General features: G+C 63.3%; 20 protein-coding genes. 9 read left to right on the top strand and 11 right to left on the bottom strand.

Annotation, left to right across the window (positions count from 1 at the left end; all coding sequences use genetic code 11):
• Positions 1–7 precede the first annotated feature (7 nt).
• Together glgA and DV532_RS30400 are read right to left on the bottom strand one after the other, a co-directional pair.
• Positions 8–1,567 carry a glycogen synthase GlgA gene (gene glgA, locus DV532_RS16210; protein ID WP_056803132.1) on the bottom strand — a complete coding sequence of 520 codons (1,560 nt, stop codon included), beginning with the start codon at positions 1,565–1,567 and terminating at the stop codon, positions 8–10.
• Between the two features lie 538 nt (positions 1,568–2,105).
• Complete coding sequence (locus DV532_RS30400) at positions 2,106–2,273, bottom strand: DUF6026 family protein (protein WP_236707537.1); 168 nt, start codon at positions 2,271–2,273, stop codon at positions 2,106–2,108.
• A 182-nt stretch (positions 2,274–2,455) separates the two neighbouring features.
• Here DV532_RS30400 and gnd point away from each other — a divergent pair, with 182 nt between their 5' ends.
• The 5 genes from gnd to DV532_RS16185 all read left to right on the top strand — a co-directional run bounded on the left by gnd (position 2,456) and on the right by DV532_RS16185 (position 7,907).
• The gene (gene gnd, locus DV532_RS16205; protein ID WP_256659134.1) at positions 2,456–3,463 is read left to right on the top strand and encodes a phosphogluconate dehydrogenase (NAD(+)-dependent, decarboxylating); all 1,008 of its coding nucleotides are present in this window, start codon (positions 2,456–2,458) and stop codon (positions 3,461–3,463) included.
• Complete coding sequence (gene zwf / locus DV532_RS16200; protein WP_056803127.1) at positions 3,460–4,965, top strand: glucose-6-phosphate dehydrogenase; 1,506 nt, start codon at positions 3,460–3,462, stop codon at positions 4,963–4,965. Before gnd ends, zwf begins: the two co-directional genes overlap by 4 nt.
• 83 nt (positions 4,966–5,048) lie before the next feature.
• Positions 5,049–6,845, top strand: coding sequence for a glycoside hydrolase family 15 protein (locus tag DV532_RS16195; protein WP_056803124.1), 1,797 nt, complete (start codon positions 5,049–5,051; stop codon positions 6,843–6,845).
• A gap of 85 nt (positions 6,846–6,930) precedes the next feature.
• Positions 6,931–7,287, top strand: a complete 357-nt coding sequence (locus DV532_RS16190) for a VOC family protein (protein ID WP_056803122.1) — start codon at positions 6,931–6,933, stop codon at positions 7,285–7,287.
• The gene (locus DV532_RS16185) at positions 7,287–7,907 is read left to right on the top strand and encodes a TetR/AcrR family transcriptional regulator (protein ID WP_056805319.1); all 621 of its coding nucleotides are present in this window, start codon (positions 7,287–7,289) and stop codon (positions 7,905–7,907) included. Before DV532_RS16190 ends, DV532_RS16185 begins: the two co-directional genes overlap by 1 nt.
• 46 nt (positions 7,908–7,953) lie before the next feature.
• Here the strand turns inward: DV532_RS16185 and preA are convergent, their stop codons facing one another.
• The 3 genes from preA to hydA form a co-directional block, all read right to left on the bottom strand.
• Positions 7,954–9,228 carry an NAD-dependent dihydropyrimidine dehydrogenase subunit PreA gene (gene preA, locus DV532_RS16180; RefSeq protein WP_056803119.1) on the bottom strand — a complete coding sequence of 425 codons (1,275 nt, stop codon included), beginning with the start codon at positions 9,226–9,228 and terminating at the stop codon, positions 7,954–7,956.
• Positions 9,229–10,596 (bottom strand): NAD(P)-dependent oxidoreductase, encoded by a 1,368-nt coding sequence (locus DV532_RS16175; RefSeq protein WP_056803116.1) that lies wholly within the window; start codon positions 10,594–10,596, stop codon positions 9,229–9,231.
• Positions 10,597–10,661: 65 nt separating this feature from the next.
• Positions 10,662–12,101, bottom strand: a complete 1,440-nt coding sequence (hydA, locus tag DV532_RS16170) for a dihydropyrimidinase (protein WP_056803113.1) — start codon at positions 12,099–12,101, stop codon at positions 10,662–10,664.
• Positions 12,102–12,442: 341 nt separating this feature from the next.
• On the opposite strand from hydA, the gene DV532_RS16165 reads away from it, so the two are divergent.
• Both DV532_RS16165 and DV532_RS16160 read left to right on the top strand, forming a co-directional pair.
• Positions 12,443–13,945 (top strand): NCS1 family nucleobase:cation symporter-1, encoded by a 1,503-nt coding sequence (locus tag DV532_RS16165; protein ID WP_056803109.1) that lies wholly within the window; start codon positions 12,443–12,445, stop codon positions 13,943–13,945.
• A gap of 125 nt (positions 13,946–14,070) precedes the next feature.
• Positions 14,071–15,354, top strand: coding sequence for a Zn-dependent hydrolase (locus DV532_RS16160; RefSeq protein WP_056803106.1), 1,284 nt, complete (start codon positions 14,071–14,073; stop codon positions 15,352–15,354).
• 205 nt (positions 15,355–15,559) lie between these two features.
• On the opposite strand, the gene DV532_RS16155 is transcribed toward DV532_RS16160, so the two are convergent.
• The 3 genes from DV532_RS16155 to nhaB form a co-directional block, all read right to left on the bottom strand.
• A complete protein-coding gene (locus DV532_RS16155; protein WP_056803103.1) occupies positions 15,560–16,519 on the bottom strand; it encodes a ribonuclease Z in 960 nt (319 codons plus the stop codon).
• Between the two features lie 74 nt (positions 16,520–16,593).
• Positions 16,594–17,139: a lipocalin family protein gene (locus DV532_RS16150; RefSeq protein WP_056803100.1), complete on the bottom strand. Its 546-nt coding sequence runs from the start codon at positions 17,137–17,139 to the stop codon at positions 16,594–16,596.
• Positions 17,140–18,126: 987 nt separating this feature from the next.
• A complete protein-coding gene (nhaB, locus tag DV532_RS16145; protein ID WP_056803097.1) occupies positions 18,127–19,629 on the bottom strand; it encodes a sodium/proton antiporter NhaB in 1,503 nt (500 codons plus the stop codon).
• 150 nt (positions 19,630–19,779) lie between these two features.
• On the opposite strand from nhaB, the gene DV532_RS16140 reads away from it, so the two are divergent.
• Together DV532_RS16140 and nudC are read left to right on the top strand one after the other, a co-directional pair.
• On the top strand, positions 19,780–20,592 hold the full coding sequence (locus DV532_RS16140) for a crotonase/enoyl-CoA hydratase family protein (RefSeq protein WP_056803095.1): 813 nt from the start codon (positions 19,780–19,782) through the stop codon (positions 20,590–20,592).
• Positions 20,593–20,628: 36 nt separating this feature from the next.
• A complete protein-coding gene (gene nudC / locus DV532_RS16135; RefSeq protein ID WP_056803092.1) occupies positions 20,629–21,459 on the top strand; it encodes an NAD(+) diphosphatase in 831 nt (276 codons plus the stop codon).
• Here nudC and DV532_RS16130 read toward each other — a convergent pair.
• The 3 genes from DV532_RS16130 to DV532_RS16120 form a co-directional block, all read right to left on the bottom strand.
• Positions 21,427–22,206: a TSUP family transporter gene (locus DV532_RS16130; protein WP_056803089.1), complete on the bottom strand. Its 780-nt coding sequence runs from the start codon at positions 22,204–22,206 to the stop codon at positions 21,427–21,429. The two genes, nudC and DV532_RS16130, sit on opposite strands and share 33 nt — an antisense overlap.
• A 140-nt stretch (positions 22,207–22,346) precedes the next feature.
• Positions 22,347–23,177 carry an alpha/beta fold hydrolase gene (locus tag DV532_RS16125; RefSeq protein ID WP_056803085.1) on the bottom strand — a complete coding sequence of 277 codons (831 nt, stop codon included), beginning with the start codon at positions 23,175–23,177 and terminating at the stop codon, positions 22,347–22,349.
• Between the two features lie 106 nt (positions 23,178–23,283).
• Positions 23,284–24,573, bottom strand: coding sequence for an FAD-binding oxidoreductase (locus DV532_RS16120; RefSeq protein WP_056803083.1), 1,290 nt, complete (start codon positions 24,571–24,573; stop codon positions 23,284–23,286).
• Positions 24,574–24,637: the final 64 nt, after the last annotated feature.

Below are 24,637 nucleotides of genomic sequence, written 5' to 3'. Positions count from 1 at the left end.
TCCCCGCTCAGTAGTGGCTGAACTGCGCCTGCTTGACCAGGTCCTCGTATAGGCGCGCATAGGGTTCCACGGCCTGGCACCAGTTGAAGGGCTGGGTCATCGACAGGCAGCGCATGGCGTTCAGCAGGTCCTTCTTGCCGTACACATAAAACGCGCGGCTAAGGGCCTGGCGGTAGCTCTCCACAGTCGACTCGTTGAACAGGAAACCAGTAACGCCGCATTCGATGGTGTCGGCCAACCCGCCGGTGTTGCGCGCCACTGGCAGCGAACCGAAGCGCTGCGCATACATTTGGCTGAGGCCGCACGGCTCGTAGCGCGACGGCATCAACAGGAAGTCGCTGCCGGCGAACATGCGCCGCGCGTCGGTTTCGTTGAAACCAATGCGTACGCCAATGCGGCCTGGGTGACGCAGTGCCAGTTCGCGCATGGCCTGCTCTTCTTCCGGCTCACCGCGGCCGATGATCGCAATTTGCCCGCCTTGCTCGACGATGTAGTCGGCCACGCCCAAGGTCAGGTCCAGGCCCTTTTGGTAGACCAGGCGCGAGACCACGGCGAACAGCGGGCCGTCCGACGCTTGCAGGTTGAACAGCGCGCGCACTTCCTGGGTGTTGCGCGCCTTGCCTTCCCAGTCATTGATGCTGAAGTTGTGCTGCAGGTGCTTGTCGGTGGCCGAGTCCCAGCTTTCGTCGATGCCGTTGGGGATGCCGCCGAGCAGGCCTTGCTGGGCCTTGCTGGCGAGAAAACCGTCCAGGCCGCAGCCGAATTCCGGGGTGGTGATTTCCCGCGCATAGGTGGCGCTGACCGTGGTGATGTGGCTGGAGTAGGCCAGGCCGGCCTTGAGGAACGACAGCTTGCCGTAGAACTCCATGCCTTCTTGCTGCATGGCGTGCTCGGGGATCGCCAGCTCCGGGCTGCAGCCGCGGCTGTACACACCCTGGTAGGCCAGGTTGTGGATGGTGAACAAGGTTGGCGTACTCAGCCCGCGCCAGTGCATGTAGGCCGGCGCCAGGCCGGCTGGCCAGTCGTGGGCATGCACCACTTCGGGCTGCCAGTGGATCTTGCCTTCGCCGGCCGCGATTTCGGCGGCGGCCAGGCCCAAGCGGGCGAAGCGGATGTGGTTGTCGGGCCAGTCGCGGCCGTTGTTGGCACCATAGGGGGTGCCGTCACGCTGGTACAACTCGGGGCAGATCAGTACATAGATGACCAAGCCATCGGCCATGTCCATACGCCCGATCTTGCACGGTGGCAGGGCGGCGTGGCCGCCCAGTTCACCGACGATGTGGATGGGGTTGTCGCTTTCCATCACCTGGCGGTAACCGGGGATCAGCACCCGCACGTCGTGCAGGTGCGCCAAGGCGCGGGGCAGGGCGGCAGACACGTCACCCAGGCCGCCGGTTTTCACCAGGTCGGCAATTTCCGAGGTGACGAACAAAATCTTGCGCTTGTTGCGGTTGTGCTGGCGCTGGGCGCCGGGTGCCTTGCCTGTCGTGGCGAACTCCGGGGTGAGCGGTTCGCGGTTGTCCGGGTTGAATGAATCTACGTGAGGCTCGACAGCGGCACTGATCATACTTCTCTCCGTCCCTATGCTTGGCCGGGTGCTGGCACCCGTGGCGATGTTTCGTGCTGGTTCTCTCTGGTTCTGAATGTTGCGTAGTGCGTTCCATGCTCCGGGATCGTGCGCGCAGGCACGGCGCGATCGGCATTCCGGCCGAAGGCGATTGGGCTGGTTGAGGTGTGTCGGCCGCGGCGGGGAAGTCCCTTGGCGTTTGGCCTACTTAGTTCCTGACCTGCCCGCTTTCCGGAAAGTTCGACTTTTTTTCGTCACTCTTCCGTTGAGCAAATGGCGGGCCGAAACCCGAGTGTAGGAGAGAAAGAGATAAAAAGGTGACCCACTGGTCACTAATGTGAGGGTGCGCAATAGACGCAAACGTTGGCGTTTGTGTTCGACTTTGAACAAGTGCGCAGGGGGTGGTTTTGCGGTGCGCCAAATTGTGGCCGGCGTGGGCGCATGCACCAAGATGGGGCGCGTAAAGGCGGGCTTGGAAAAGCTGAAAAGGGGGATCAGCAAGGTGGGAGCTGTGCAACCCCCACGCAAGAAGGGAAAATCAGAGGCTGAAAGCGTTGTCACCCGCGCGTTGTTGCGCCAGCAGCAGGTTCAACTGGGCCACCTGTTCACGCAATTGGTCGCGTTCATCCTTCAATTTACGCAGCTCATCACGGCGCACGGAAACATAGAGTGTCTGGGTTGGGGTTGCAGGCATCAAAGTACCCATGAGCACACCTCGCGGTTTTGGCTAGTGACAAGTCAAAGCGTAGACGCTTCACGCGGGGCGCATTCTGGATTCTTTCGCAGGCCTTGGGAACTTTTTTGTTTATCGTGGTCTCGCCGTTCGTCGCTGAACCCTTGAGCGGTACCCTGGACTAATCTGAAAAGCTGGACTGTGTTGTGTCATTTATTTCGCAAAGGGAGCATCGGCTCATGCAACTGGGAATTATCGGGCTGGGCCGCATGGGCGGCAACATTGCAAGGCGCCTGATGCGCGCCGGCCACCGCACTGTGGTGCACGACCGCAACCGCGAGGCCATCAGCGGTTTGGAGGGCGAGGGCGCCCAGGGTGCTCACGACCTTGGTGCGCTGGTACAAAAACTTAAAGCACCGCGCGCGGTGTGGGTAATGCTGCCGGCCGGTGAGCCCACCGAGCAAACCATCGCGCAACTGGCCGAGTTGCTGGAGCCGGGCGATGCGATCATCGATGGCGGCAACACCTTCTACAAGGACGACATGCGCCGTGCCGGCGAACTGGCCAAGCGCGGGCTGCATTACCTGGACGTGGGCACCTCCGGCGGTGTGTGGGGCCTGGACCGTGGCTACTGCATGATGATCGGTGGCGAAAAGGACGTATTCGAGCGCCTGGAACCGCTGTTCAAGGCGTTGGCACCGGGTGTGGGTGACATTGCGCGTACCCATGGCCGTAGCGGCGAGCACCAGCGCGCCGAACACGGCTACATCCACGCCGGCCCACCCGGCGCCGGGCATTACGTGAAAATGGTGCACAACGGCATTGAATACGGCCTGATGCAGGCCTATGCCGAAGGTTTCGACCTGCTGCGCAGCAAGGGTGGCAGCGAGTTGCCGGAGGACCAGCGCTTCGACTTGAACGTGGCCGAGATCGCTGAAGTGTGGCGGCGCGGCAGCGTGGTTACCTCGTGGCTGCTCGACCTTACCGCCGACGCGTTGGTGGCCGACCCGCAGCTGTCGCAGTTCAGTGGCTCGGTGTCCGACAGTGGCGAAGGCCGCTGGACCATCGATGCCGCGGTCGAGCAGGCGGTGCCGGTGCCGGTGCTGTCCAGCGCGCTGTTCGCCCGGTTCCGCTCGCGCCAGCAGCAGGGCACCTACGGTGACAAAATTCTCTCGGCCATGCGCCTGGGCTTTGGTGGCCACGTCGAGAAGAAAGGCGAATGACTAAACCGAGCATTCCGGCCGCACCCCCTTGCACGCTGTTTTTGTTCGGCGCCAATGGCGACCTGGTAAAGCGCCTGCTGATGCCGGCGCTGTACAACCTCAGCCGTGACGGTTTGCTGGACCGCAACCTGCGCATCGTCGGTGTAGACCACAACCCAGCCACTGCCGAGGCGTTCGCCGAGCGCCTGCAGGCGTTCATGCTCGAGCGGGACAAGGGCGCCGAGGGCTCGGCCAAGTGCCTGGACGAGAAGTTGTGGGCGCGCCTGGCCAAGCGCCTGGATTACCAGACCGGCGACTTCCTGGACCCCGCCACCTACCAGGCTCTGGCCAAGCGCATCGAGAAAACCAGCCATGGCAATGCCATCTTCTACCTGGCCACCTCGCCGCGCTTCTTCCCAGAGGTGGCCCTGCGTCTGGGCCAGGCCGGCTTGCTGGACGAGTCTGCCGGGGGCTTTCGCCGCGTCGTGGTGGAAAAGCCGTTCGGCACCGACCTGGCCAGTGCCGAGGCGCTCAATGCCTGCCTGCTGAAGGTGATGGGCGAGCGGCAGATCTACCGCATCGACCATTACCTGGGCAAAGAAACGGTGCAGAACATTCTGGTCAGCCGCTTTTCCAATGGCCTGTTCGAATCGTTCTGGAACAACCACTACATTGACCACGTGCAGATTACCGCTGCCGAAACTGTCGGTGTCGAGACCCGCGGTGCGTTCTATGACGGCACCGGGGCCCTGCGCGACATGGTGCCCAACCATCTGTTCCAATTGCTGGCGATGGTGGCCATGGAACCCCCGGCTGCGTTCGCCGCCGATGCCGTGCGCAGCGAGAAGGCCAAGGTGGTCGGCGCCATCCGCCCGTGGTCGGCGAAGATGGCCCTGAAAAACTCCGTACGCGGCCAATACAGTGCCGGCAAGCAGGGGCGTAAGACATTGCCCGGCTACCGCCAGGAGGCCAACGTCGCGCCCGACAGCCAGACCGAGACTTATGTGGCGCTGAAGGTGATGATCGACAACTGGCGCTGGGCTGGCGTGCCGTTCTACCTGCGCACCGGCAAGCGCATGAGCGTGCGCGACACCGAAATCGCCATTTGCTTCAAACCCGCGCCGTATGCGCAGTTTCGCGAGTCGGAGCTGGAGCGGCCCAAGCCCAATTACCTGAAAATCCAGATCCAGCCCAACGAAGGCATGTGGTTCGACTTGCAGGCCAAGCGCCCTGGGCCGGAGCTGGTGATGGAGAACGTGGAGCTGGGCTTTGCCTACAAAGACTTCTTCAAGATGACCCCGGCGACCGGCTACGAGACGTTGATCTACGACTGCTTGACCGGTGACCAAACCCTGTTCCAGCGCGCCGACAACATTGAGAATGGCTGGCGTGCAGTGCAGCCGTTCCTGGATGCCTGGGCCCAGGCCGGTGAGGTGCATGAGTACCCGGCCGGTGACGATGGGCCCGAGGCCGGCAATGAATTGCTGACGCGGGATAAGCGGGAGTGGCATCGGTTGGGGTGAGGTTTTGCTAAAGCCAGTGGCGGCCTTTGCGCGGGTTTAGCCGGCGAAAGGGCCGCCACAGGTGAACAGATAAAGGAGCCCCAATGCCCGCCCACATCGAAGACTACGCCCTGCTGGGCAATTGCCGTAGCGCCGCCCTGGTCAGCCGCGATGGCTCGCTCGACTGGCTGTGCCTGCCCCGCTTCGACGCCCCCGCGGTATTCGCCGCCCTGCTGGGCAATGAAGAAAACGGCCGCTGGCGCCTGGCGCCCAGCGACCCGGTCGAACATAGCAGCCGGCAATACCTGGGTGACACGCTGCTGCTGGAAACCACCTGGGTGACCGCCAGCGGTCGTGCCCGCGTGCTCGACTTCATGCCACTGGGCGAGGCCAATTCGGTGGTGCGCATCGTCGAAGGCCTCGCGGGCGAAACCACGTTCGAAATGGACCTGGTCATGCGCTTCGACTATGGCCGCAGCGTGCCCTGGGTAGAACGGCTCGACCCGCACACCCTTAGCGCCGTCGCCGGCCCTGACCGCCTGATCCTGTGCAGCACCGTGGCCCCGCACGCTCGCGATCACCACACCGTTTGCCGCTTTCGCCTAGGCGCAGGCCAACGCCAGGTGTTCAGCCTGCGCCACCAACCTTCGCACCTGCCGCTGCAACCTGACTGCGACATCGACGCTGCTCTGGCCTGCACCCGTGACTATTGGCAGGCCTTTGCCGACCGCTGCCCGCAGGTGGGGCCGTACACCGCACTGGTGCGCCGTTCGCTACTCACCCTCAAGGCCATGACCTATGCGCCCACTGGCGGCATTGTCGCCGCGGTTACCACCTCGCTGCCCGAGCGCATCGGCCACGAGCGCAACTGGGACTACCGCTTCTGCTGGCTGCGCGACGCCACCATGACCTTGCTGGCGTTCATGAACCTTGGCTACTTCGACGAAGCCGAGGCTTGGCGCGAATGGCTGCTGCGCTCAGTGGCCGGCAACCCCGAGCAGATGCAGATCATGTACGGCCTGGCTGGCGAGCGCGACCTGCAGGAATACACCTTGCCGTGGCTGGCCGGTTACGAGCATTCGCAACCGGTACGCGTGGGCAATGCCGCGTCCGAGCAGATGCAGTTGGACATCTATGGCGAACTCGCCGATGCCATGACCCAGGCGATCAAGGGCGGTTTGCCCCGCCACCCGCGCAGCGCCGCTATCGCGCGCTTGATCTTGCCGTACGTCGAGCGCATCTGGCGCGAGCCGGACGAAGGCATCTGGGAAGTGCGTGGCGGCCGGCAGCAGTTCGTGCACTCCAAAGTCATGGCCTGGGTCGCGTTTGACCGTGCCGCCGGGCTGGCCGACACCACCGAAGAAGGCCGCGAACGTGGGCAGCATTATCGCCAGGTGGCCAACGACATTCACCGTGAAGTGTGCGAGCACGGCCTGGACGCCAGCGGCCAGTTTTTCGTCCAGGCCTACGGCTCGGCCGAGATGGACGCTAGCCTGCTGCACATTGCCCTGACCGGCTTTTTACCGGTTGATGACCCTCGTTTTTTGCGCACGCTCGAACAGATCGAGCGACGCCTGCTGAAGAACGGCCTGCTGCTGCGTTACGACAGCGACCGCTGCAGCGACGGCCTCACCCCCGGGGAGGGCACCTTCCTGGTGTGTTCGTTCTGGTTAGCCGACGTGTATGTACTGCTGGGGCGCCAGGCACAGGCGCAGGCGCTATACCAGCGCCTGATCGGCCTGTGCAACGACCTTGGCCTGCTGGCCGAGCAGTACGACCCAGCCGGCCAGCGCATGCTCGGCAACTACCCCCAGGCGTTCAGCCATATCGGCATCATCAACACCGCGCTGAACCTGCACCGTGCCCAGTGCCCGGTGCGTGACCGGGCCAATGGCGGATAACGCTTGGGCAATTCAGAGGGCGGCCTGTAAAAGTCGGAAAAGTCCGGAGTAGACTAGGGCAAACACCACTGGGCACGGAGCACACATGGCTATTCGCGGTAAGGACCGGCAGATCGACAACATTGAGTTCAATGTCAGCGACATCGCACGGAGCAAGGCCTTCTACGGCAGTGTGTTCGGTTGGGCCTTCACCGATTACGGGCCCACCTACACCGAGTTCAGCGATGGCCGGCTGACCGGTGGTTTTACCACGGGCGAACCGGTGCGCCCGGGTGGCCCGCTGGTGATCCTGTATGCCGACGACCTGGAAGCCACGCAGCAACGTGTCGAGGCGGCAGGCGCCACGATTAGCCGGGCGACGTTTGCCTTCCCGGGCGGGCGACGCTTTCACTTCATCGACCCGGATGGCTATGAACTGGCGGTGTGGACGGCCCTAGCCTGATGGCCAACCACAAGATCGAAATCCGCCGGCGCAACATCGAGAAGATTCTGCAGGCGGCGGAAATGGTTTTTGCCGAGAAAGGCTACGCTGCCACGTCCATGGGCGATATCGCCGAACAGGCCGAGTTGCCGCGCTCCAACCTGCATTATTACTTCAGCACCAAGGACGAGTTGTTCCGCGCGGTGCTGCAGGACCTGCTGGATGTATGGAAGCAGGACGCCCTGTGTTTCGAGAACTTCGACGACCCGCGTGTGGTACTGACCAGTTACATCCGGGCGAAGATGGGCCATTCCCGTTCACGCCCGCTGGGCTCAAAAATATGGGCCGAAGAAATGCTGCATGGGGCGCCGGTGCTCGGGGTGAACCTGAATGAAAGCCTGGTGCCCTGGGCCCAGTTGAAGGAGGCCAAGATCCGCCGTTGGGTGGAAGAGGGGTACATCCTGCCGGTAGAGCCATCGGCGCTGCTGTACATGATCTGGGCCTCGACCCAGCACTATGCCGACTTTGGTTACCAGGTGCAGTTGCTTAACGGTGGGGAGGCGTTGTCGGACATGGCCTTCGAGAGTGCGGTACAGACGGTGACCAGTGTGATCTTGCGGGGGATTGGGCTGGAGCCTTGAGGCCGCGATTGGGGCCGCTATGCGGCCCTTCGCGGGCCCAATCGCCTCAGCTGGCTTCGTGGTAGGGGTTGCGTGGGTCCTGGGTCCAGTTCAGGTAGGGCTTGCCGGTATCCTGCGCGACCATTTCGATGCAGCTTTCCACCGGGCAGGTGATCTGGCACAGGTTGCAACCCACGCATTCCTCCTCGATCACGCTGTAGGCATGCGTGCCATCCGCCTTAAGTGTGCTGGCAATGGCCTGGTGCGAGGTGTCCTCACAGGCGATATGGCAACGCCCACAACCAATGCACGCCTGCTGGTCGATATGCGCCACCGACTTGTAGTTCATGTCCAGGTACTTCCAGTCGGTGGTGTGCCCCACCGCCTGGCCACGGAACGCCTCGATGTTACGGTGGCCATGCTCGTCCATCCAGCGCGCCAGCCCGTCCTTCATGTCTTCGACAATGCGAAAGCCGTGCAGCATCGCCGCCGTGCACACCTGTACCGCGCCACTGCCCAACGCCATGAACTCAGCCGCGTCACGCCAGCTGCCGATGCCACCAATACCGCAAATCGGCAAGCCGCGGGTTGTTGGGTCGCGGGCGATTTCCGCCACCATGTTCAGGGCAATCGGCTTCACCGCCGAACCGCAGTAACCGCCATGGGTGCTCTGGTCGCCGACGATGGGGTGGGCCACCATGCGGTCCAGGTCGACGCTGGTGATGGAATTGATGGTGTTGATCAACGACACCGCATCGGCCCCGCCACGGTGTGCGGCGCGGGCCGACAGGCGAATGTCGGTGATGTTCGGGGTGAGTTTGACGATCACGGGCAGCGCGCTGTGGGTCTTGCACCAGCGGGTGACCATTTCCACATACTCCGGCACCTGGCCGACCGCGGCGCCCATGCCGCGCTCAGGCATGCCGTGCGGGCAGCCGAAGTTCAGCTCGATACCGTCGGCACCGGTAGCCTCTACCAGCGGCAGGATGAACTTCCAGGATGCTTCTTCACACGGCACCATCAGTGACACGATCAGCGCACGGTCGGGCCAGTCTTTCTTCACCTGGGTGATTTCGCGCAGGTTGATCTCCAGCGAGCGGTCGGTGATCAGCTCGATGTTGTTGATGCCCTGCACTTGGCGGTTGGGGCCGTAGTGCGCCGAGTAGCGCGAAGACACGTTGACTGCTGCCGGGTCTTCGCCCAGGGTCTTCCAGACCACGCCGCCCCAGCCGGCCTCGAAGGCGCGGACCACGTTGTAGGCCTTGTCGGTTGGCGGTGCGGAGGCCAGCCAGAAGGGGTTGGGTGCCTTGATGCCGGCAAATTCAATAGACAGGTCGGCCATTTACGCTGCCTCCACGTTGAGCATGAGTTGGGCATGGATGGCTTCGGCGGCCAGCTTGCCGTGTTGCACGGCCTGGACGGTGAGGTCCTGGCCCAGCGCAGTGCAGTCGCCACCGGCATACACCCCCGGCAGGCTGGTCCGCAGCTGCTCGTCGACGCGGATGCGCTCGCCATCGCGGGCCAATTGTGCGGCCAGCGGGTCGCCGAGGCTGGCGTCGTCGAAACGTTGGCCGATGGCCTTGAAGATGGCATCGGCGGCCAGCTCGAAGGTTTCACCGGTGTCGCGCAGGTGGCCATCGGCGAGCTCGGTGCGGGCAAAGCGCATACCGCGCACTTTGCCGCTGTCGTCCAGCAACACGGCATCGGGGCGGGCCCAGGTGTGCAGGCGTACCTGGTTGGCCTTGGCAATGTCCTGCTCATGGCCGGTGGCGCCCATGTCGGCGTGGCCACGGCGGTACACCAGGTTGACATCGCGGGCGCCTAGGCGGCTCATCTGCACGGCCATGTCGATCGCGGTGTTGCCGGCGCCGATCACCAGGCAGCGGTCGGCCAGCGGCAGTTGGCTCAGGTCATCGGCCTGGCGCAGCTCGCGGATGTATTCGGTGGCGGCGACCACGCCGGGTGCTTGTTCATCAGGCAGGCCCAGCTGGCTTACGGCGTTCAGGCCGAGGCCGAGGAACACCGCGTCGTACTGCTCGCGTAACTCGCCCAGGCTGAGGTTGCCACCCAGGCGTTGGCCGTGGCGAATCTCGATACCGCCGATGCCGAGCAGGAACTCAACTTCACGCTGGGCGTAATCGTCCACCAGTTTGTAGCGGGCGATGCCGTACTCGTTCAGGCCGCCGGCCTTGTCGCAGGCTTCGAACACCACCACGTCATGCCCGTGCATGGCCAAGCGATGGGCGCAGGCCAGCCCGGCAGGACCGGCGCCAACCACGGCGATGCACTTGCCAGTGGCCGGCGCGCGCTTGAACGGGTGCTCGGTGAAGTGGGCGTTGTCCAGCGCATAGCGCTGCAGCTGGCCGATCAGCACCGGCGCGCACTCTTGGGCGTTGTTGCGCACGCAGGCTTGCTGGCAAAGGATTTCGGTGGGGCAGACGCGGGCGCAGCTGCCGCCGAGAATGTTGGCCGAAAGGATGCGCTCGGCGGCGCCTTGCAGGTTTTCGTCACTGATGCGATGGATGAATGACGGGATGTCGATGTCGCTGGGGCATGCGTTGACGCAGGGTGCGTCGTAGCAGTACAGGCAGCGCGCGCTTTCGACGGCGGCCTGGCGGGCGGTAAGGGGTGGGGCCAAGTCGCTGAAGCGCTCGGCCAGCTGGTCGGCACCGGCGCTGGGGCGCGGCAAATGGTTCAGGGCATCGATCACGGTTATAGCCTCTCTTTTTATATGGGGCTTGCCGGCGATGGGCTGCGCAGCAGCCCCCAATGGTCTCAGCGCTGAACGGGCGTTGGCCGCTGTTGCTCGGCCCTGCGCCCCAGCACCTCGTACACCGACGGATACGCTGGCCGCTCCACATAGCGCCCCGCACCCGCTTCGGCGCGCAGGTCGCCATTGGCCCACAGCACTTTGCCCTGGCTGATGGTGTAGCTGGGGATACCGCGTACGGTACGGCCTTCGAAGATGTTGAAGTCCACCTGCTGGTGGTGGGTTTTTGCCGAGATCGTGCGGGTGCCCTGTGGGTCCCACAGCACCAGGTCGGCGTCAGCACCTACGCGAATGGCGCCCTTGCGTGGGAACAGGTTGAAGATTTTCGCGGTGTTGGTGGAGGTCAGCGCGACGAATTCGTGCATCGACAACCGCCCACTGTTGACCCCGGCATCCCACAACACCGCCATGCGGTCCTCGATGCCGGCGGTGCCATTGGGGATACGGCTGAAATCATCGCGGCCCATGGCTTTCTGCTCGGCGCAGAAGCAGCAGTGGTCGGTAGCGGTGGTGTGCAGGTTGCCCGACTGCAGGCCGCGCCACAGCGCTTCCTGGTGTTCGCGCGGGCGGAACGGCGGGCTCATCACGTAGCCGGCAGCGGTGGCCCAGTCTGGGTCGCGGTAGACGCTGTCGTCCAGCAGCAGGTGGCCGGGCAGTACCTCGCCGTACACCGGCTGGCCCTTGGCCCGGGCGTAGGTGATCTCATCCAGCGCTTCACGGCTGGAAATATGCACCACATACAGCGGTGTACCAATCGTTTCGGCAATGCGTATAGCACGGCTGGCCGCTTCACCCTCCACCTGTGAAGGGCGCGAAAGGGGGTGTGCTTCTGGCCCGGTCAGGCCCTGGGCCAACAGTTTTTTCTGCAGGTGGTACACCAGCTCACCGTTCTCGGCATGTACGGTGGGCACCGCACCCAGCTGCAGGCAGCGCTCAAAACTGGCCACCAGGGTGTCGTCGGCGGCCATGATTGCATTCTTGTAGGCCATGAAGTGCTTGAAGCTATTCACCCCATGCTTGGTTACCAGCTCGCCCATCTCTTCAGCCACCTGCTCGCTCCACCAGGTGATGGCGACGTGGAAGCCGTAGTCACTGGCGCTTTTTTGTGCCCAGCCGCGCCAGGTGTGGAAGGCCTCCAGCAACGACTGCTGTGGGTTGGGGATGACGAAGTCGATGATCGACGTGGTGCCCCCGGCCAGGCCGGCGGCGGTGCCGCTGAAGAAGTCCTCGCTGGCCACGGTGCCCATGAAAGGCAACTGCATATGGGTGTGCGGGTCGATGCCGCCGGGCATCAGGTATTGGCCGCTGCCGTCGAGGATTTCGCAGCCGGTGGGTGGTTCGAGGTTTTGACCAATGGCGCGGATCAGGCCATCGGCACACAGGACATCGGCGGGGTAACGCTCTTCGTGAGTAACCACGGTGGCACCACGGATCAACAGGGACATGCCGTTCTCCTCGCAGGCTGACCGGTCTGGGCCGGTTCTTGGAATTGTCTGGCGGCCGGGCGGGCAGGTCGGTTAATCCTGTCAGGCCTGACAAGATTCGAGGCTAGATGCTGATCCCGGATTCAGCAAGCAAATTTCCTATTAATTTTGTGGCTTTTAACCTATTGAATTTAAAGGATTAATTATTAATAGAGTGTTGAGTACGGGGCTTTCAGGATTTTTGACTAACTTGACAAGATGAAAATCTGGTCGAAATTTCTAAGCACCATTGCGCGTGTGTACTCCCGGCCATCGCCTTAGCCCGTTGAGCAAACAACTACAAGAAACCTGGAGAGGTTCCCATGCAGCAGAGCAGGCAGCAGAGCAGATCGGAAGTGGTCGAGCAGGGTGGCCTGTTCGAGCTGACTGAAGGCAGCGATGTCCTCGACAGCCCGCGCTATAACCACGACATCGCACCGACCAAGGTGCACCAACGCACCTGGAACAAATGGCACATCACCGCCTTGTGGGTGGGCATGTCTATCTGCGTGCCTACCTACACCCTCGGCGGGGTGCTTACGGCTTACTTCGGCCTCAGCGTCGGCGAGGCGCTGATGGCGATTTTGCTGGCCAACCTGATCGTGCTGATCCCGCTTACCCTCAACGCCTTCCCCGGCACCAAGTACGGCATCCCGTTCCCGGTGCTGCTGCGTTCGTCGTTCGGCATCCTTGGCTCCAACGTGCCGTGCTTGATCCGTGCCGTCGTCGCTTGCGGCTGGTTCGGCATCCAGACCATGTTCGGCGGCCTGGCCATTCACCTGTTCCTGGGCTCGGTGTTCGACGGCTGGAAGGCCCTGGGCGGCGCTGGCGAGGTGATCGGCTTCATGATCTTCTGGTGCCTGAACCTGTGGGTGGTGCTACGCGGTGCCGAGTCGATCAAGTGGCTCGAAACGCTGTCGGCACCGCTGCTGGTGGCGGTGGGCGTAGGCTTGCTGTTCTGGGCCTTGCCGCACATGTCGATGACCGAACTGTTGGCCCAGCCGCCCAAGCGCCCGGCGGGCGCGAACATGCTCAGTTACTTCTGCGCCGGGCTTACGGCCATGGTCGGCTTCTGGGCCACGCTGTCGCTGAACATCCCCGACTTCAGCCGTTACGCCCGTAGCCAAAAGGACCAGATTCTCGGGCAGATTTTCGGCCTGCCGCTGACCATGTTCCTGTTTGCGGCGTTGGGTGTGGTGCTGACTGCTGCTTCGGCCTCGTTGGTAGGCGAGACGGTGTCCGATCCGGTCAGCTTGATTGGCAAGATTCACAGCCCGTTCTGGGTGGCGCTGGCCATGGCGCTGATCGTGATTGCCACGCTGTCGACCAACACCGCGGCGAACATCGTGTCGCCGACCAACGACTTCCAGAACATTGCCCCACGCTTGATCGGGCGTACCCGCGCGGTGTGGCTGACCGGGTTCATCGGCCTGGCGCTGATGGGCCATGAGTTGTTGAAGAAGCTCGGCTGGATAGTCTCCGACCTGAGCCTGGAGAGCGTCTATTCCAACTGGCTGCTGGGCTATTCCAGCCTGCTCGGGCCAATCGCCGGGATCATGGTGGTGGACTACTTCCTGATCCGCCGGCAGAAGCTGGACCTGGCCGGGTTGTACCGCGATGACGTGTACCCGGCGTGGAACTGGGCCGGTTTTGCTGCCTTCGCCTTGCCTGTAGGTCTGACGGTGATGGCCATTGGTAACAGCAGTTTCAGCTGGTTCTACGACTACGGCTGGTTCACCGGCTCGCTACTGGGTGGGGCGCTGTACTACGTGTTTGCCAGCATGGCGGCGCGCAGCCCGGCGCGTGTGGCCAAGCCCTTGCCTTGAGGCCGCACCGGCCAGCCAACTCCCACAGGGCCTCTACGGTATTGGCAACCTGTGGTGCCCTGTAGGAGCGGGTTCACCCGCGAAGGGGCCCGTGCAGACAACAAAAAATGCCTGAGGAGAAACCCGTGACCCCCGTCCAAGAAATCCTGAAGACCACCGCCCAGCACGTCGACAGCACCCGCCTGTGGCAATCGCTGATGGACCTGGCCCGCCTCGGCGCCACTGCCAAGGGCGGCGTGTGCCGCCTGGCCCTGACCGACCTTGACCGCCAGGCTCGCGACCTGTTCGTGCAGTGGTGCGAGGCCGCCGGTTGCACGGTCAGCATCGACGCAGTCGGTAACATTTTTGCCCGCCGCCCAGGGCGTAATCCCAAGCTGCCCCCGGTGATGACCGGCAGCCATATCGATACCCAGCCTACTGGTGGCAAGTTCGACGGCTGCTTTGGGGTAATGGCCGGGCTGGAGGTGATCCGCACCCTCAACGACCTCGGCGTAGAAACCGAAGCGGCGCTGGAAGTGGTGGTGTGGACCAACGAGGAAGGCTCGCGCTTTGCGCCGTGCATGATGGGCTCGGGGGTGTACGCCGGCAAGTTCACCCTGGAGGAGACCCTGGCCAAGCGCGATGCCCAGGGTGTCAGCGTTGGCGAGGCGTTGGCCGCCATTGGCTACGCCGGCCCACGCGCGGTGCTGGGCCACCCCGTCGGGGCTTATTTTGAAGCGCATATCGAGCAAGGGCCAATCCTCGAAGACCAGGCCAAGACCATCGGCGTGGTGCTTGGCGCCTTGGGCCAAAAGTGGTTTGACCTGACCTTGCGCGGTGTCGAAGCCCACGCCGGCCCTACGCCCATGCACCTGCGCAAGGACGCCCTGGTCGGCGCCGCTGCGGTGGTGGAAGCGGTCAACCGCACCGCCCTGGGCCATCAACCGCATGCCTGTGGCACAGTGGGTTGCCTCCAGGCGTACCCAGGCTCACGTAACGTGATCCCGGGCGAAGTGCGCATGACCCTGGATTTCCGCCATTTGGAAGGCGAGCAACTGGATGCGATGATAGCCGAGGTGCGCGCGGTGATCGAGGCCACCTGTGCCAAGCATGGCCTGAGCCACGAACTGGTGGCCACGGCTGACTTCCCGGCGCTGTACTTCGACCCAGGCTGTGTCGATGCCGTGCGCGAGTCGGCAAAGGCGCTGGGCTTGGCGCACATGGACATCGTCAGCGGCGCGGGGCATGACGCGATCTTCCTGGCCGAGCTGGGGCCGGCGGGGATGATATTCGTGCCGTGCGAGAACGGCATCAGCCATAACGAGATCGAGAACGCCACGCCCGGGGACCTGGCAGCGGGTTGCGCCGTGTTGCTGCGGGCGATGCTGGCGGCGTCGGAGGCGATTGCCAGTGGGCGCTTGGCGGCCTGACCCGAGATCGATTGCACCTGCACCGGCCTAATCGCCGGCAAGCCAGCTCCCACAGGTACTGCATATGCCTCAGGGCCAGTGCATCCTGTGGGAGCTGGCTTGCCGGCGATTAGGCCGGAACAGGCAATGAAAGGCTTGGCAGAAACGCCGCAATCTGCGGCCCACCCCGCACATGCACCATCGGCATCCCCAACCGTGCGCCAATTTATCCGATCGGCTCAAGACAGCCGTCACGGGCAATGTGATAGCGCTGCAGGTCCTGCGCCAGGGTCAGTTGCCCGCTGTAATGGCCGAGGGCTTCGTCGCGCACGTTGTCGATGTTCGGGCTGCGCCGTGGGTCGTGCTGGTAGCGGGCGCTGAAATGCGTCAGGACCAGGTTGCGCACACCGGCGGCCTGGGCAAAGCGCGCCACGGCTGCAGCGGTGCTGTGGCCGAAGGTGATCCCCGTACGCTCGACTATCGGCTGGGTAAACGTGGCTTCGTGCACCAGCACGTCTGCGCCCCGTGCGGCGTCGGCCAACAGCTCGGGGTTGTCGTTGTCGCCGCACACGATCACCCGCCGTGGTGGGCGTGACGGGCGCAAGTAATCCGCGCCGTGCAGCAGCAGTTCGCCATGCTGCACTGACAGGCCCTTGGCCAAATCGCCCCACAGCGGGCCGCGGGGGATGCCTTCGGCCTCCAGGCGCGGGATGTCCAGGCGCGGTTCGGGGTTGAGTTCGGTGAACACGAAGCCGACGCTTGGCACCCGGTGCGACAGCTGCACAGTGGTCACCTGCAGGGCGTCACTGTGCCACTCCACCAGGCCTTCCACAGCCAGCAGGCGCACTTCGAACGGCAGGAACGTGTCGCTGACGACCAGGCCGTGGCGTACCCAGTCGTGCAGGGCAGCGGGCAGGACCAAGTCAAGTGGTTGGGTGCGCCCGCTCATGCCGGCACTGGCCAGCAGGCCCGGCAGGCCGAAGCAGTGGTCGCCGTGCACGTGGGTAATGAAAATCGCCCGCAGGTCGCGGAGCGACAGCGGTGTGTGCAGCAACTGGTGCTGGGTGCCTTCGCCGCAATCGACCAGGTACCAGTGGCTGCCACTGGCTTCGATCACCGCCGTGGCGCTGACATTGCGTGCCTTGGTTGGCACCCCGGCGGAGGTACCGAGGAATAGCAGGTCCATGCTCAGGTTCCTTGTTCAGCCCATCAGCGACGGGGCACACCTTAGCTGGATTGCCGTATGTCGTCGATGGCCCGCTACTCGGCCTGCCGCCAGATCAGCTTGCTGGTGTCATAGCCTTGGTCGCGGGCGATGGTCAGCAGTTGTTCACGCTGCTGGTCAGTGACCGCTGTCGTGCGCGACAGCAGCCACAGGTATTCACGGTTGGGGTGGCCGACCAGGGCCATGCGGTAGTCCTTGTCGTGGTACAGCACCCAATACTCGCCCTTGGTCAGGCTGGGGGCCAGGCGGCTGAACCAGTTGTCGAAGCGCACCCAGAGCTTATCGGTGCTGCCGGGTTGCTGGGCTTCGGCGATGCCTTTGGCTTGGTTCCACTGGCCGTCCTTTTCCTGGCAGCGGTTGGTCACGTCGATGCGGCCGTCGGTGCGCAGACCATAGTGTGCCTCTGACTGCACGCAATTGCGCTGGAAGAACATCGGCAGCCGCGCCAGTTCGTACCAGGTGCCCTGGTAGCGTTGCAGGTCGACCTGCTGGGTGCGCGGTGGTGCCGGGTGATCGTTGCCGGCGCAGCCGAGCATCGCCAGCGTCATGCAGGAAAGCAGCAGCGTGGTACGCAGCGCCATGGTTGATCTCCTTGCTGTGGTGGGGCTTACCTGTGTTTCGATGCGAGTATGGCGGGAAAGTTGTATGGGGTTGAGATTGGCTTAAGGCTTGTAGGTGCATGGCTTGAGGGTGATGACGTCTGTGAGATCGAGCGCCGCCCGCGCGGCGCTTCGCGGGGCAAGCCCGCTCCCACATCAGTTTCGGGCCAGTTATTCCTGTGCCAGGTGGGTTGCAGCCTTGGTGCCTGGCTGGAAATGTATGCAGAACAGCTCTATCCCCTCGATATCAAAGGGAACAAACAAGGCGGACAGAGGTGACCTCACCGGCGTGATTGGCCCGAAACAAATGTGGGAGCGGGCTGGAAATGTATGCAGAACAGCTCTATCCCCTCGATATCGAAGGGAACAAACAAGGCGGACAGAGGTGACCTCACCGGCGTGATTGGCCCGAAACAAATGTGGGAGCGGGCTGGAAATGCAGAACAGCTCTATCCCCTCGATATCGAAGGGAACAAACAAGGCGGACAGAGGTGGCCTCACAGGCGTGATTGGCCCGAAACAAATGTGGGAGCGGGCTGGAAAGTATGCAGAACAGCTCTATCCCCTCGATATCGAAGGAAACAAACAAGGCGGACAGAGGTGACCTCACCGGCGTGATTGGCCCGAAACAAATGTGGGAGCGGGCTGGAAATGTATGCAGAACAGCTCTATCCCCTCGATATCGAAGGGAACAAACAAGGCGGACAGAGGTGACCTCACCGGCGTGATTGGCCCGAAACAAATGTGGGAGCGGGCTGGAAATGCAGAACAGCTCTATCCCCTCGATATCGAAGGGAACAAACAAGGCGGACAGAGGTGGCCTCACAGGCGTGATTGGCCCGAAACAAATGTGGGAGCGGGCTTGCCCCGCGAAGCGCCGCGCGGGCGGCGCTCGATCTCACAGGCGGTATCATCTTCAAGGCATACACCTTTCAACCGTGATGAAACCGCAGCCCACCCGCCGAACACTCACAACCAGTAGGTCACCGCCCACCACCCAAGGCCGCCCATCACTACGGTATAGGGCAAAGCCATCCACACCATCCGCCCATACGATAGCCGGATCAGCGGCGCGATTGCCGATGTCAGCAGGAACAGGAACGCCGCCTGCCCGTTGGGGGTCGCCACGCTGGGCAGGTTGGTGCCGGTGTTGATCGCCACCGCCAGGGTCTCGAAATGCTCACGGCTCATGCCGCCATTGAGGAACGCTTGCTTCACCTCAGTGATGTAAATGGTGGCCACGAACACGTTGTCACTGATCGCCGACAGCAAGCCGTTGGCCAGGTACAGCATGCCCGGCTGCTGCTCGGCCGGCAGCGTCAGCACCCAACTGATCAAGGGGCTGAACAACTGCTGCTGGTGAATCACCGCGACCACGGCAAAAAATACCACCAGCAGCGAGGTGAACGGCATGGCATCCTGGAAGGCGCGGCCCAGGCGGTGTTCGTCAGTGATACCGGTAAACGCCGTGATCAGCACGATTACCATCAGGCCGATCAGGCCGACCTCGGCCACGTGCAAACCCAGGCACACGATCAGGATCAGTGCAGCCAACCCTTGCACCCACAGCGCGATCCGTTGGGCCGGGGTACGCGCGGCATCGTCCTCGGCGGCATAGGATGCCAGCACTTGGCGCACCGGTTCGGGCATCAACGTGCCGTAGCCAAACAGGCGCAGTTTCTCCAGCAGCACGCAGGTCAGCAGGCCGGCGCCCAGTACCGGCAGCGAGACTGGCGCCACCTTGAAGAAGAAGTCGGCAAAGTGCCAACCCATCTCATGGCCGATCAGCAGGTTTTGCGGTTCGCCGACCAATGTGCATACGCCACCCAGGGCAGTACCCACTGCGCCATGCATCAACAGGCTGCGCAGAAAGGCGCGGAACTGGTCCAGGTCTTCGCGGTGCAATTGCGCGATCTGCAGGTCGCTGTCCAGCGCGCTGTCTTCACGTGGGTTGGTCCCGGAGGCGACGCGGTGGTACACCGCATAAAAACCAACGGCAGCGCTGATGATGACCGCGGTTACGGTCAGCGCATCGAGAAACGCTGAAAGAAACGCCGACAGCACGCAGAACAGCAGCGCCAACGTCGCCTTCGAGCGCACACCCAGCAGAATGCGCGAGAACAGGAACAACAGCAGTTCTTTCATGAAGTGAATACCCGCCACCATGAACATCAGCAGCAGGATTACCGGGAAGTTGTGCAGCAGTTCCTCGTACAGCGCCTGCGGCGTCGTCATCTTCAACAGCAGCGCTTCGACCAGCAGCAGGCCGCCCGGCATCAGCGGGTAGCACTTCAGCGCCATACCCAGGGTGAAGATAAACTCGAGCACCAAGGCCCAGCCGGCAGCGACCGGGCCCACGCTGACCAGCAGCAACGGGTTGAGCACCAAGAACAGGCAGATGACCGCCTTGTACCAAAGCGGCGACTGCCCCAGAAAACTGCGGGCGAGCGTGCCGGGCAGGGAGCGCGACATTAATATGTTTCCTTATGATTCGGCGATGGCGCACGTTGCCGCATCGGCGCGCCATAGGCAAGGCACGCAGTCCCGTTTTTGGCACAAGTGCGGTCATCGGGCTGGGTTACCATCCTCGCTATGAACCCTTCACCCGTAGGAGTGCCGCCTGTGACCGAGTACAGCGCGTTCAAGGTCGAACTGACCGACAACATTGCCCACGTTCAGATCAACCGCCCGGAAAAGGTCAACGCGATGAACGCGGCTTTCTGGGAAGAGATCGTCCAGATTTTCCAGTGGATCGACGACACCGATGCCGTGCGCGCAGTGGTCATCAGCGGTGCCGGCAAGCATTTCTCCGCCGGCATCGACCTGATGATGCTGGCCTCGCTGGCCGGGCAGATGGGCAAGGACGTCGGCCGTAACGCGCGCTTCCTGCGCAGTACCATCCTGCGCCTGCAGGCCTCGTTCACTGCCGTGGACAAATGCCGCAAGCCGGTGCTGGCCGCGGTGCAAGGCTATTGCATCGGCGGCGCCATCGACCTGATCTCGGCCTGCGACATGCGCTACTGCAGCAGTGATGCGCAGTTCTCGATCAAGGAAATCGACATGGGTATGGCCGCCGATGTCGGCACTCTGCAACGTTTGCCACGTATCATCGGCGACGGCATGATGCGTGAGCTGGCCTTCACCGGGCGCAATGTCGAGGCCGCTGAGGCGCTGCGTATTGGCCTGGTCAACCGGGTCTATGATGATCATGCCGCGCTGCTGGACGGGGTCTTTGCCATCGCCCGCGAGATTGCTGCAAAATCGCCGATCGCCGTGGCCGGCACCAAGGAAATGCTCAGCTACATGCGTGACCATCGTATCGACGATGGCCTGGAATACATCGCTACCTGGAACGCCGCGATGCTGCAGTCCGAAGACCTGCGCGTGGCCGTGGCGGCGCACATGAGCAAACAGAAACCGACGTTCGCCGACTGACCAGGCCGGGGGACGCGCAGTAAAGGAACCCCCGACATGTCAGCACGCTGGACTACTGCAGTACTCGACCCGCAGATCACCGGGGGGCTGGCCGTGGCCCGCAGCCCGGAAGGCTTCCTGGTTGACGACAACGGCGCGCTGTTCCCCCGCGACTGGCTCAAGCGCCAGGGCCTCGACGTATTGTGCGAGCACGGCATCGGCCACTTCGACGGCCAGCCGGTGTTCCTGCTGGAGCTGCGCAGCGCCAGCGACGTGCCCAGCTGCAGCTGGCGCGGCTTGCGCGCGTTCATGCTCGAAGGCGACTTCGACACCTACAAAGTATTGGGCTACGCCGCGCAGATCGGTACCTGGGCCCGCGAACACCGCTTTTGCGGCAGCTGCGGCCAGGCGATGACGCAAATCCGTTGGGAGCGGGCGATGTACTGCCAGCCGTGCGACCTGCGCAGCTACCCACGCATTTCGCCGAGCATGATCGTGCTGGTGACCCGTGGCGATGAAATCTTGCTGGCGCGTTCGCCGCGCTTCGTCACCGGGGTGTACAGCACCCTGGCGGGCTTTGCTGAGCCGGGTGAGTCGGCCGAGGACTGCCTGGTGCGCGAAGTGCGTGAAGAAGTGGCGGTGGAGGTGCACAACATCCAGTACGTCGGCAGCCAGTGCTGGCCGTTCCCGCATTCGATGATGCTCGGCTTCCATGCCGAGTACGCCGGGGGTGAGATTGTCATGCAGCCCGACGAGATCGAGGATGCCCAGTGGTTCAGCGTCCACGACCTGCCGCCGCTGCCAGCCGGGCGCTCGATTGCCCGGTACCTGATCGATCTGTATGTGGCCAGGCGTTTAGGCTTGGCCGAACCAGTGTTGCCACGCTAGGCGTACGGTCAATGCCAGCACCACGGTGATAAATACCGGGCGGATGAACTTGCTGCCGCCACTGATCGCCGTGCGTGCGCCGAAGAACGCGCCAACCATCACCGACAGGCCCATGCACAGGCCGACCACGTAATCCACCTGCCCGGAAATGATGAACACCGTCAGTGCCGCGATGTTGCTGACGAAGTTCATGCTGCGCGCCACACCGCTGGCGCGGACCAGGTCGATGGGGTACAGCAACAGGGTGCTGACCGTCCAGAACGCGCCGGTGCCGGGGCCAGCGACGCCGTCATAAAAGCCCAGGGTGAAGCCCTGCGGTATTTGCCACGTTTTCTTGATTGGCGCGTCGGCATCCAGCGGCGCCTTGGGCGTACCGCCGAACAGCAGGTAGATGCCACAGGCGAAAACAATTACCGGCAGCATCTTGTTCAGCCATTCAGCCGGCATGTAGTGGGCGATCACTGCGCCGATCAGCGCCCCGGTCAAAGTGGCGAAAAGGGCCGGGCGCCACTGCGCCGGGTGGAACAGCTTGCGCTTGTAGTAGGTGAAACCGGCGGTGGCCGAGCCGAAGGTGGAACTGAGCTTGTTGGTGCCCAGCACCAGGTGCGGCGGCATGCCGGCGGTGAGTAGCGCGGGGGTGGTGAGCAGGCCGCCACCGCCGGCGATGGCATCGATGAAACCGGCGACGAAGGCGACCAGCGCCAGGATCAGCAGGGTAAGGGGTTCTACGGTGAGTTCGAAGGGCATGGAATTTTGACAGGCAGGAAGGCAAAGGGGCGGAAAAGGGCCGCGCTAGAAGGGCGACATGGTAATCCTGGGAGAGGTGGGTTGCCAGTGCCGGCCACTTCGCGGGCACGCCCGCGAAGTGGCCGGCACAGGCGATAAGATCAGCTACGGATAAACGCCAGTAGATCCGCATTGATCACATCGGCATGGGTAGTCGGCATGCCATGCGGGTAGCCTTTGTAAGTCTTCAGGGTGCCATTGGGCAGCAACTTCGCCGCCAGCACCCCGGCGTTTTCATACGGCACGATTTGATCATCGTCGCCATGCATGACCAGCACCGGTTGTTGGATGCCCTTCAGGTCCTCGGTGAAGTCGGTCTGGGAAAACGCCACGATGCCATCGTAGTGGGCCTTGGCGCTGCCGATCATGCCCTGGCGCCACCAGTTACCGATAATGCCTTCGCTGGCTTCGACTCCCGGGCGGTTGTAGCCGTAGAACGGCCCTGCCGGTACATCCCGGTAAAACTGCGCGCGGTTGCTGGCGACCTGGGCTTGGAAGTTGTCGAACACCGACTTGGGCAGGCCACCCGGGTTGCCGGGTGTTTGCACCATCAGTGGCGGTACAGCGGCGATCAGCACCGCCTTGGCCACCTTGTCGCTGGGGTGGCGGGCCATGTAGCGCACCACTTCGCCACCACCGGTCGAGTGGCCGACATGCACAGCGCCCTGGATGCCTAGGTGGGCGACCACGGCGGCTACGTCGTCGGCGTAGTGGTTCATGTCGTGGCCGTCCCATACCTGGCTGGAGCGGCCATGGCCGCGGCGGTCGTGGGCGACCACGCGGTAACCCTGGGCGAGGAAGAACAGCAGCTGGGCATCCCAATCGTCGGCACTGAGCGGCCAGCCGTGGTGGAAGTGGATAACCGGGGCATCGCGTGGGCCCCAGTCCTTGTAGAAAATCTGCACGCCGTCCTTCGTGGTCACATAGCTCATGGTCGTGTCTCCTAGGTGGAGGAGCCAAAGGGAGCTATTGAGATTAGGAGATATTTGGCTGGGTACTGGAGTATGTGGGAGCCTGGCTTACGCGCTCCCACAAGGATCAGACGCGGTCGCGCATCCGGTACCAAGCCTTGGCAGCGGCTTCCAGCGGTGCCGCCAGCAGGTCGCCGCCCGGGAAGCGGCCGTTGTCGATGCTTTGGTACAACGCCAATAGGTCATCATCGCCAAGAATGGCATCGCTTACCGCCCGCGCGGCCGCCAGGGTCGGCAGCACGCCGTGCCCGGAGAAGCCCTGTAGCCAGTAACGCTGGCCTTCGCAACCGACGTCCGGGGTGCGCTGGATGCTGCAGTCGATGTGGCCGCCCCAAGCATAGTCGATGGCCACGCCGGCCAGCTGTGGGAACACCCGTTCCAGAAAGGGGCGGGTGGCCTTCGCGACGTCCTTGGGGATGCCGCCCAGGTAGGTGCAGCCGCCGCCAAACAGCAAGCGGTGGTCCGGGGTCAGGCGGAAATAGTCGGGCACGAACTGGTTGTCGATCACGCAGCTGTTGCGCGGCAGCAGCGAGCGGGCAAAGTCGGCCTCCAGTGGCGCCGTGGCCACCTGGTAGGAACCGACCGGCAGCAGCCGACGCGACAGGCTGCGGTCGAGGCGGTCGATGTAGGCGTTGCAGGCCAGCACTAACACGTGGGCGCGTACTTCGCCGCGGTCGGTACGGGCGATATAGCCGTCGCCAGCTTGGTGGTAGCTGAGCACCTGGCTTTGTTCGTAGATGCGCCCCCCGGCCGCTTCGACGGTGCTGGCCAGGCCCTGGGCCAGCTTTAGCGGGTTGAGGTGGGCACCTTTGGCGTCGTATAGCGCGGCCTGGTAGCGCGGGCTGTCGATCCATTCTGGCAGCTCATCGCGGCCGATCAGGCGCAGGGCGTCGTAGCCCCACTTGTGTTCGGCCTCGTGCCGGGCGTGCTCAAGCATTTTCAGCCGGCGCGGCATGACTGCGGTCCACAGGCTGCCCAGCCGGTAATCGATATCGAAACCGTGACGCTGGGGCAGCTCGCGCAGTTCCTCGGCGGCCCAGCACATGCTTGCCCACAGGCGTTGGGTACGTTCGATGCCGAGGGCCTTTTCCAGTGGAGGCATGTCGCAGGACCAGCCCAGCAGCGCCTGACCGCCGTTACGACCGGAAGCGGCCCAGGCCACGCGGCTGGCTTCGAGCAGCGTTACACGCTTGCCAGCCTGGGTCAGGCGCAGCGCGGTGTGCAGGCCGCTGAAACCGGCGCCGATGATCAGCACATCGGTGTCGTGAAGGCCTTGTAGGGTCGGGCGCAGGGGGATGCTGGTGGGGTAGGTCTGGGCGTAGTAGCTGGCGATGTGCTGGGCGGATTGTTTGAACATGCAGGGCCCTCATGAAAATTATTGTGATTATTTTCATGAAAACTTAGCAGGTAAATTTCATGGC

Origin of the sequence: Pseudomonas sp. Leaf58, from assembly GCF_003627215.1 — a bacterium.
Lineage (GTDB): Bacteria > Pseudomonadota > Gammaproteobacteria > Pseudomonadales > Pseudomonadaceae > Aquipseudomonas.
The sequence above is the reverse complement of the archived record's forward strand: the minus strand, read 5'-3'. Positions and strand labels throughout refer to the sequence as shown.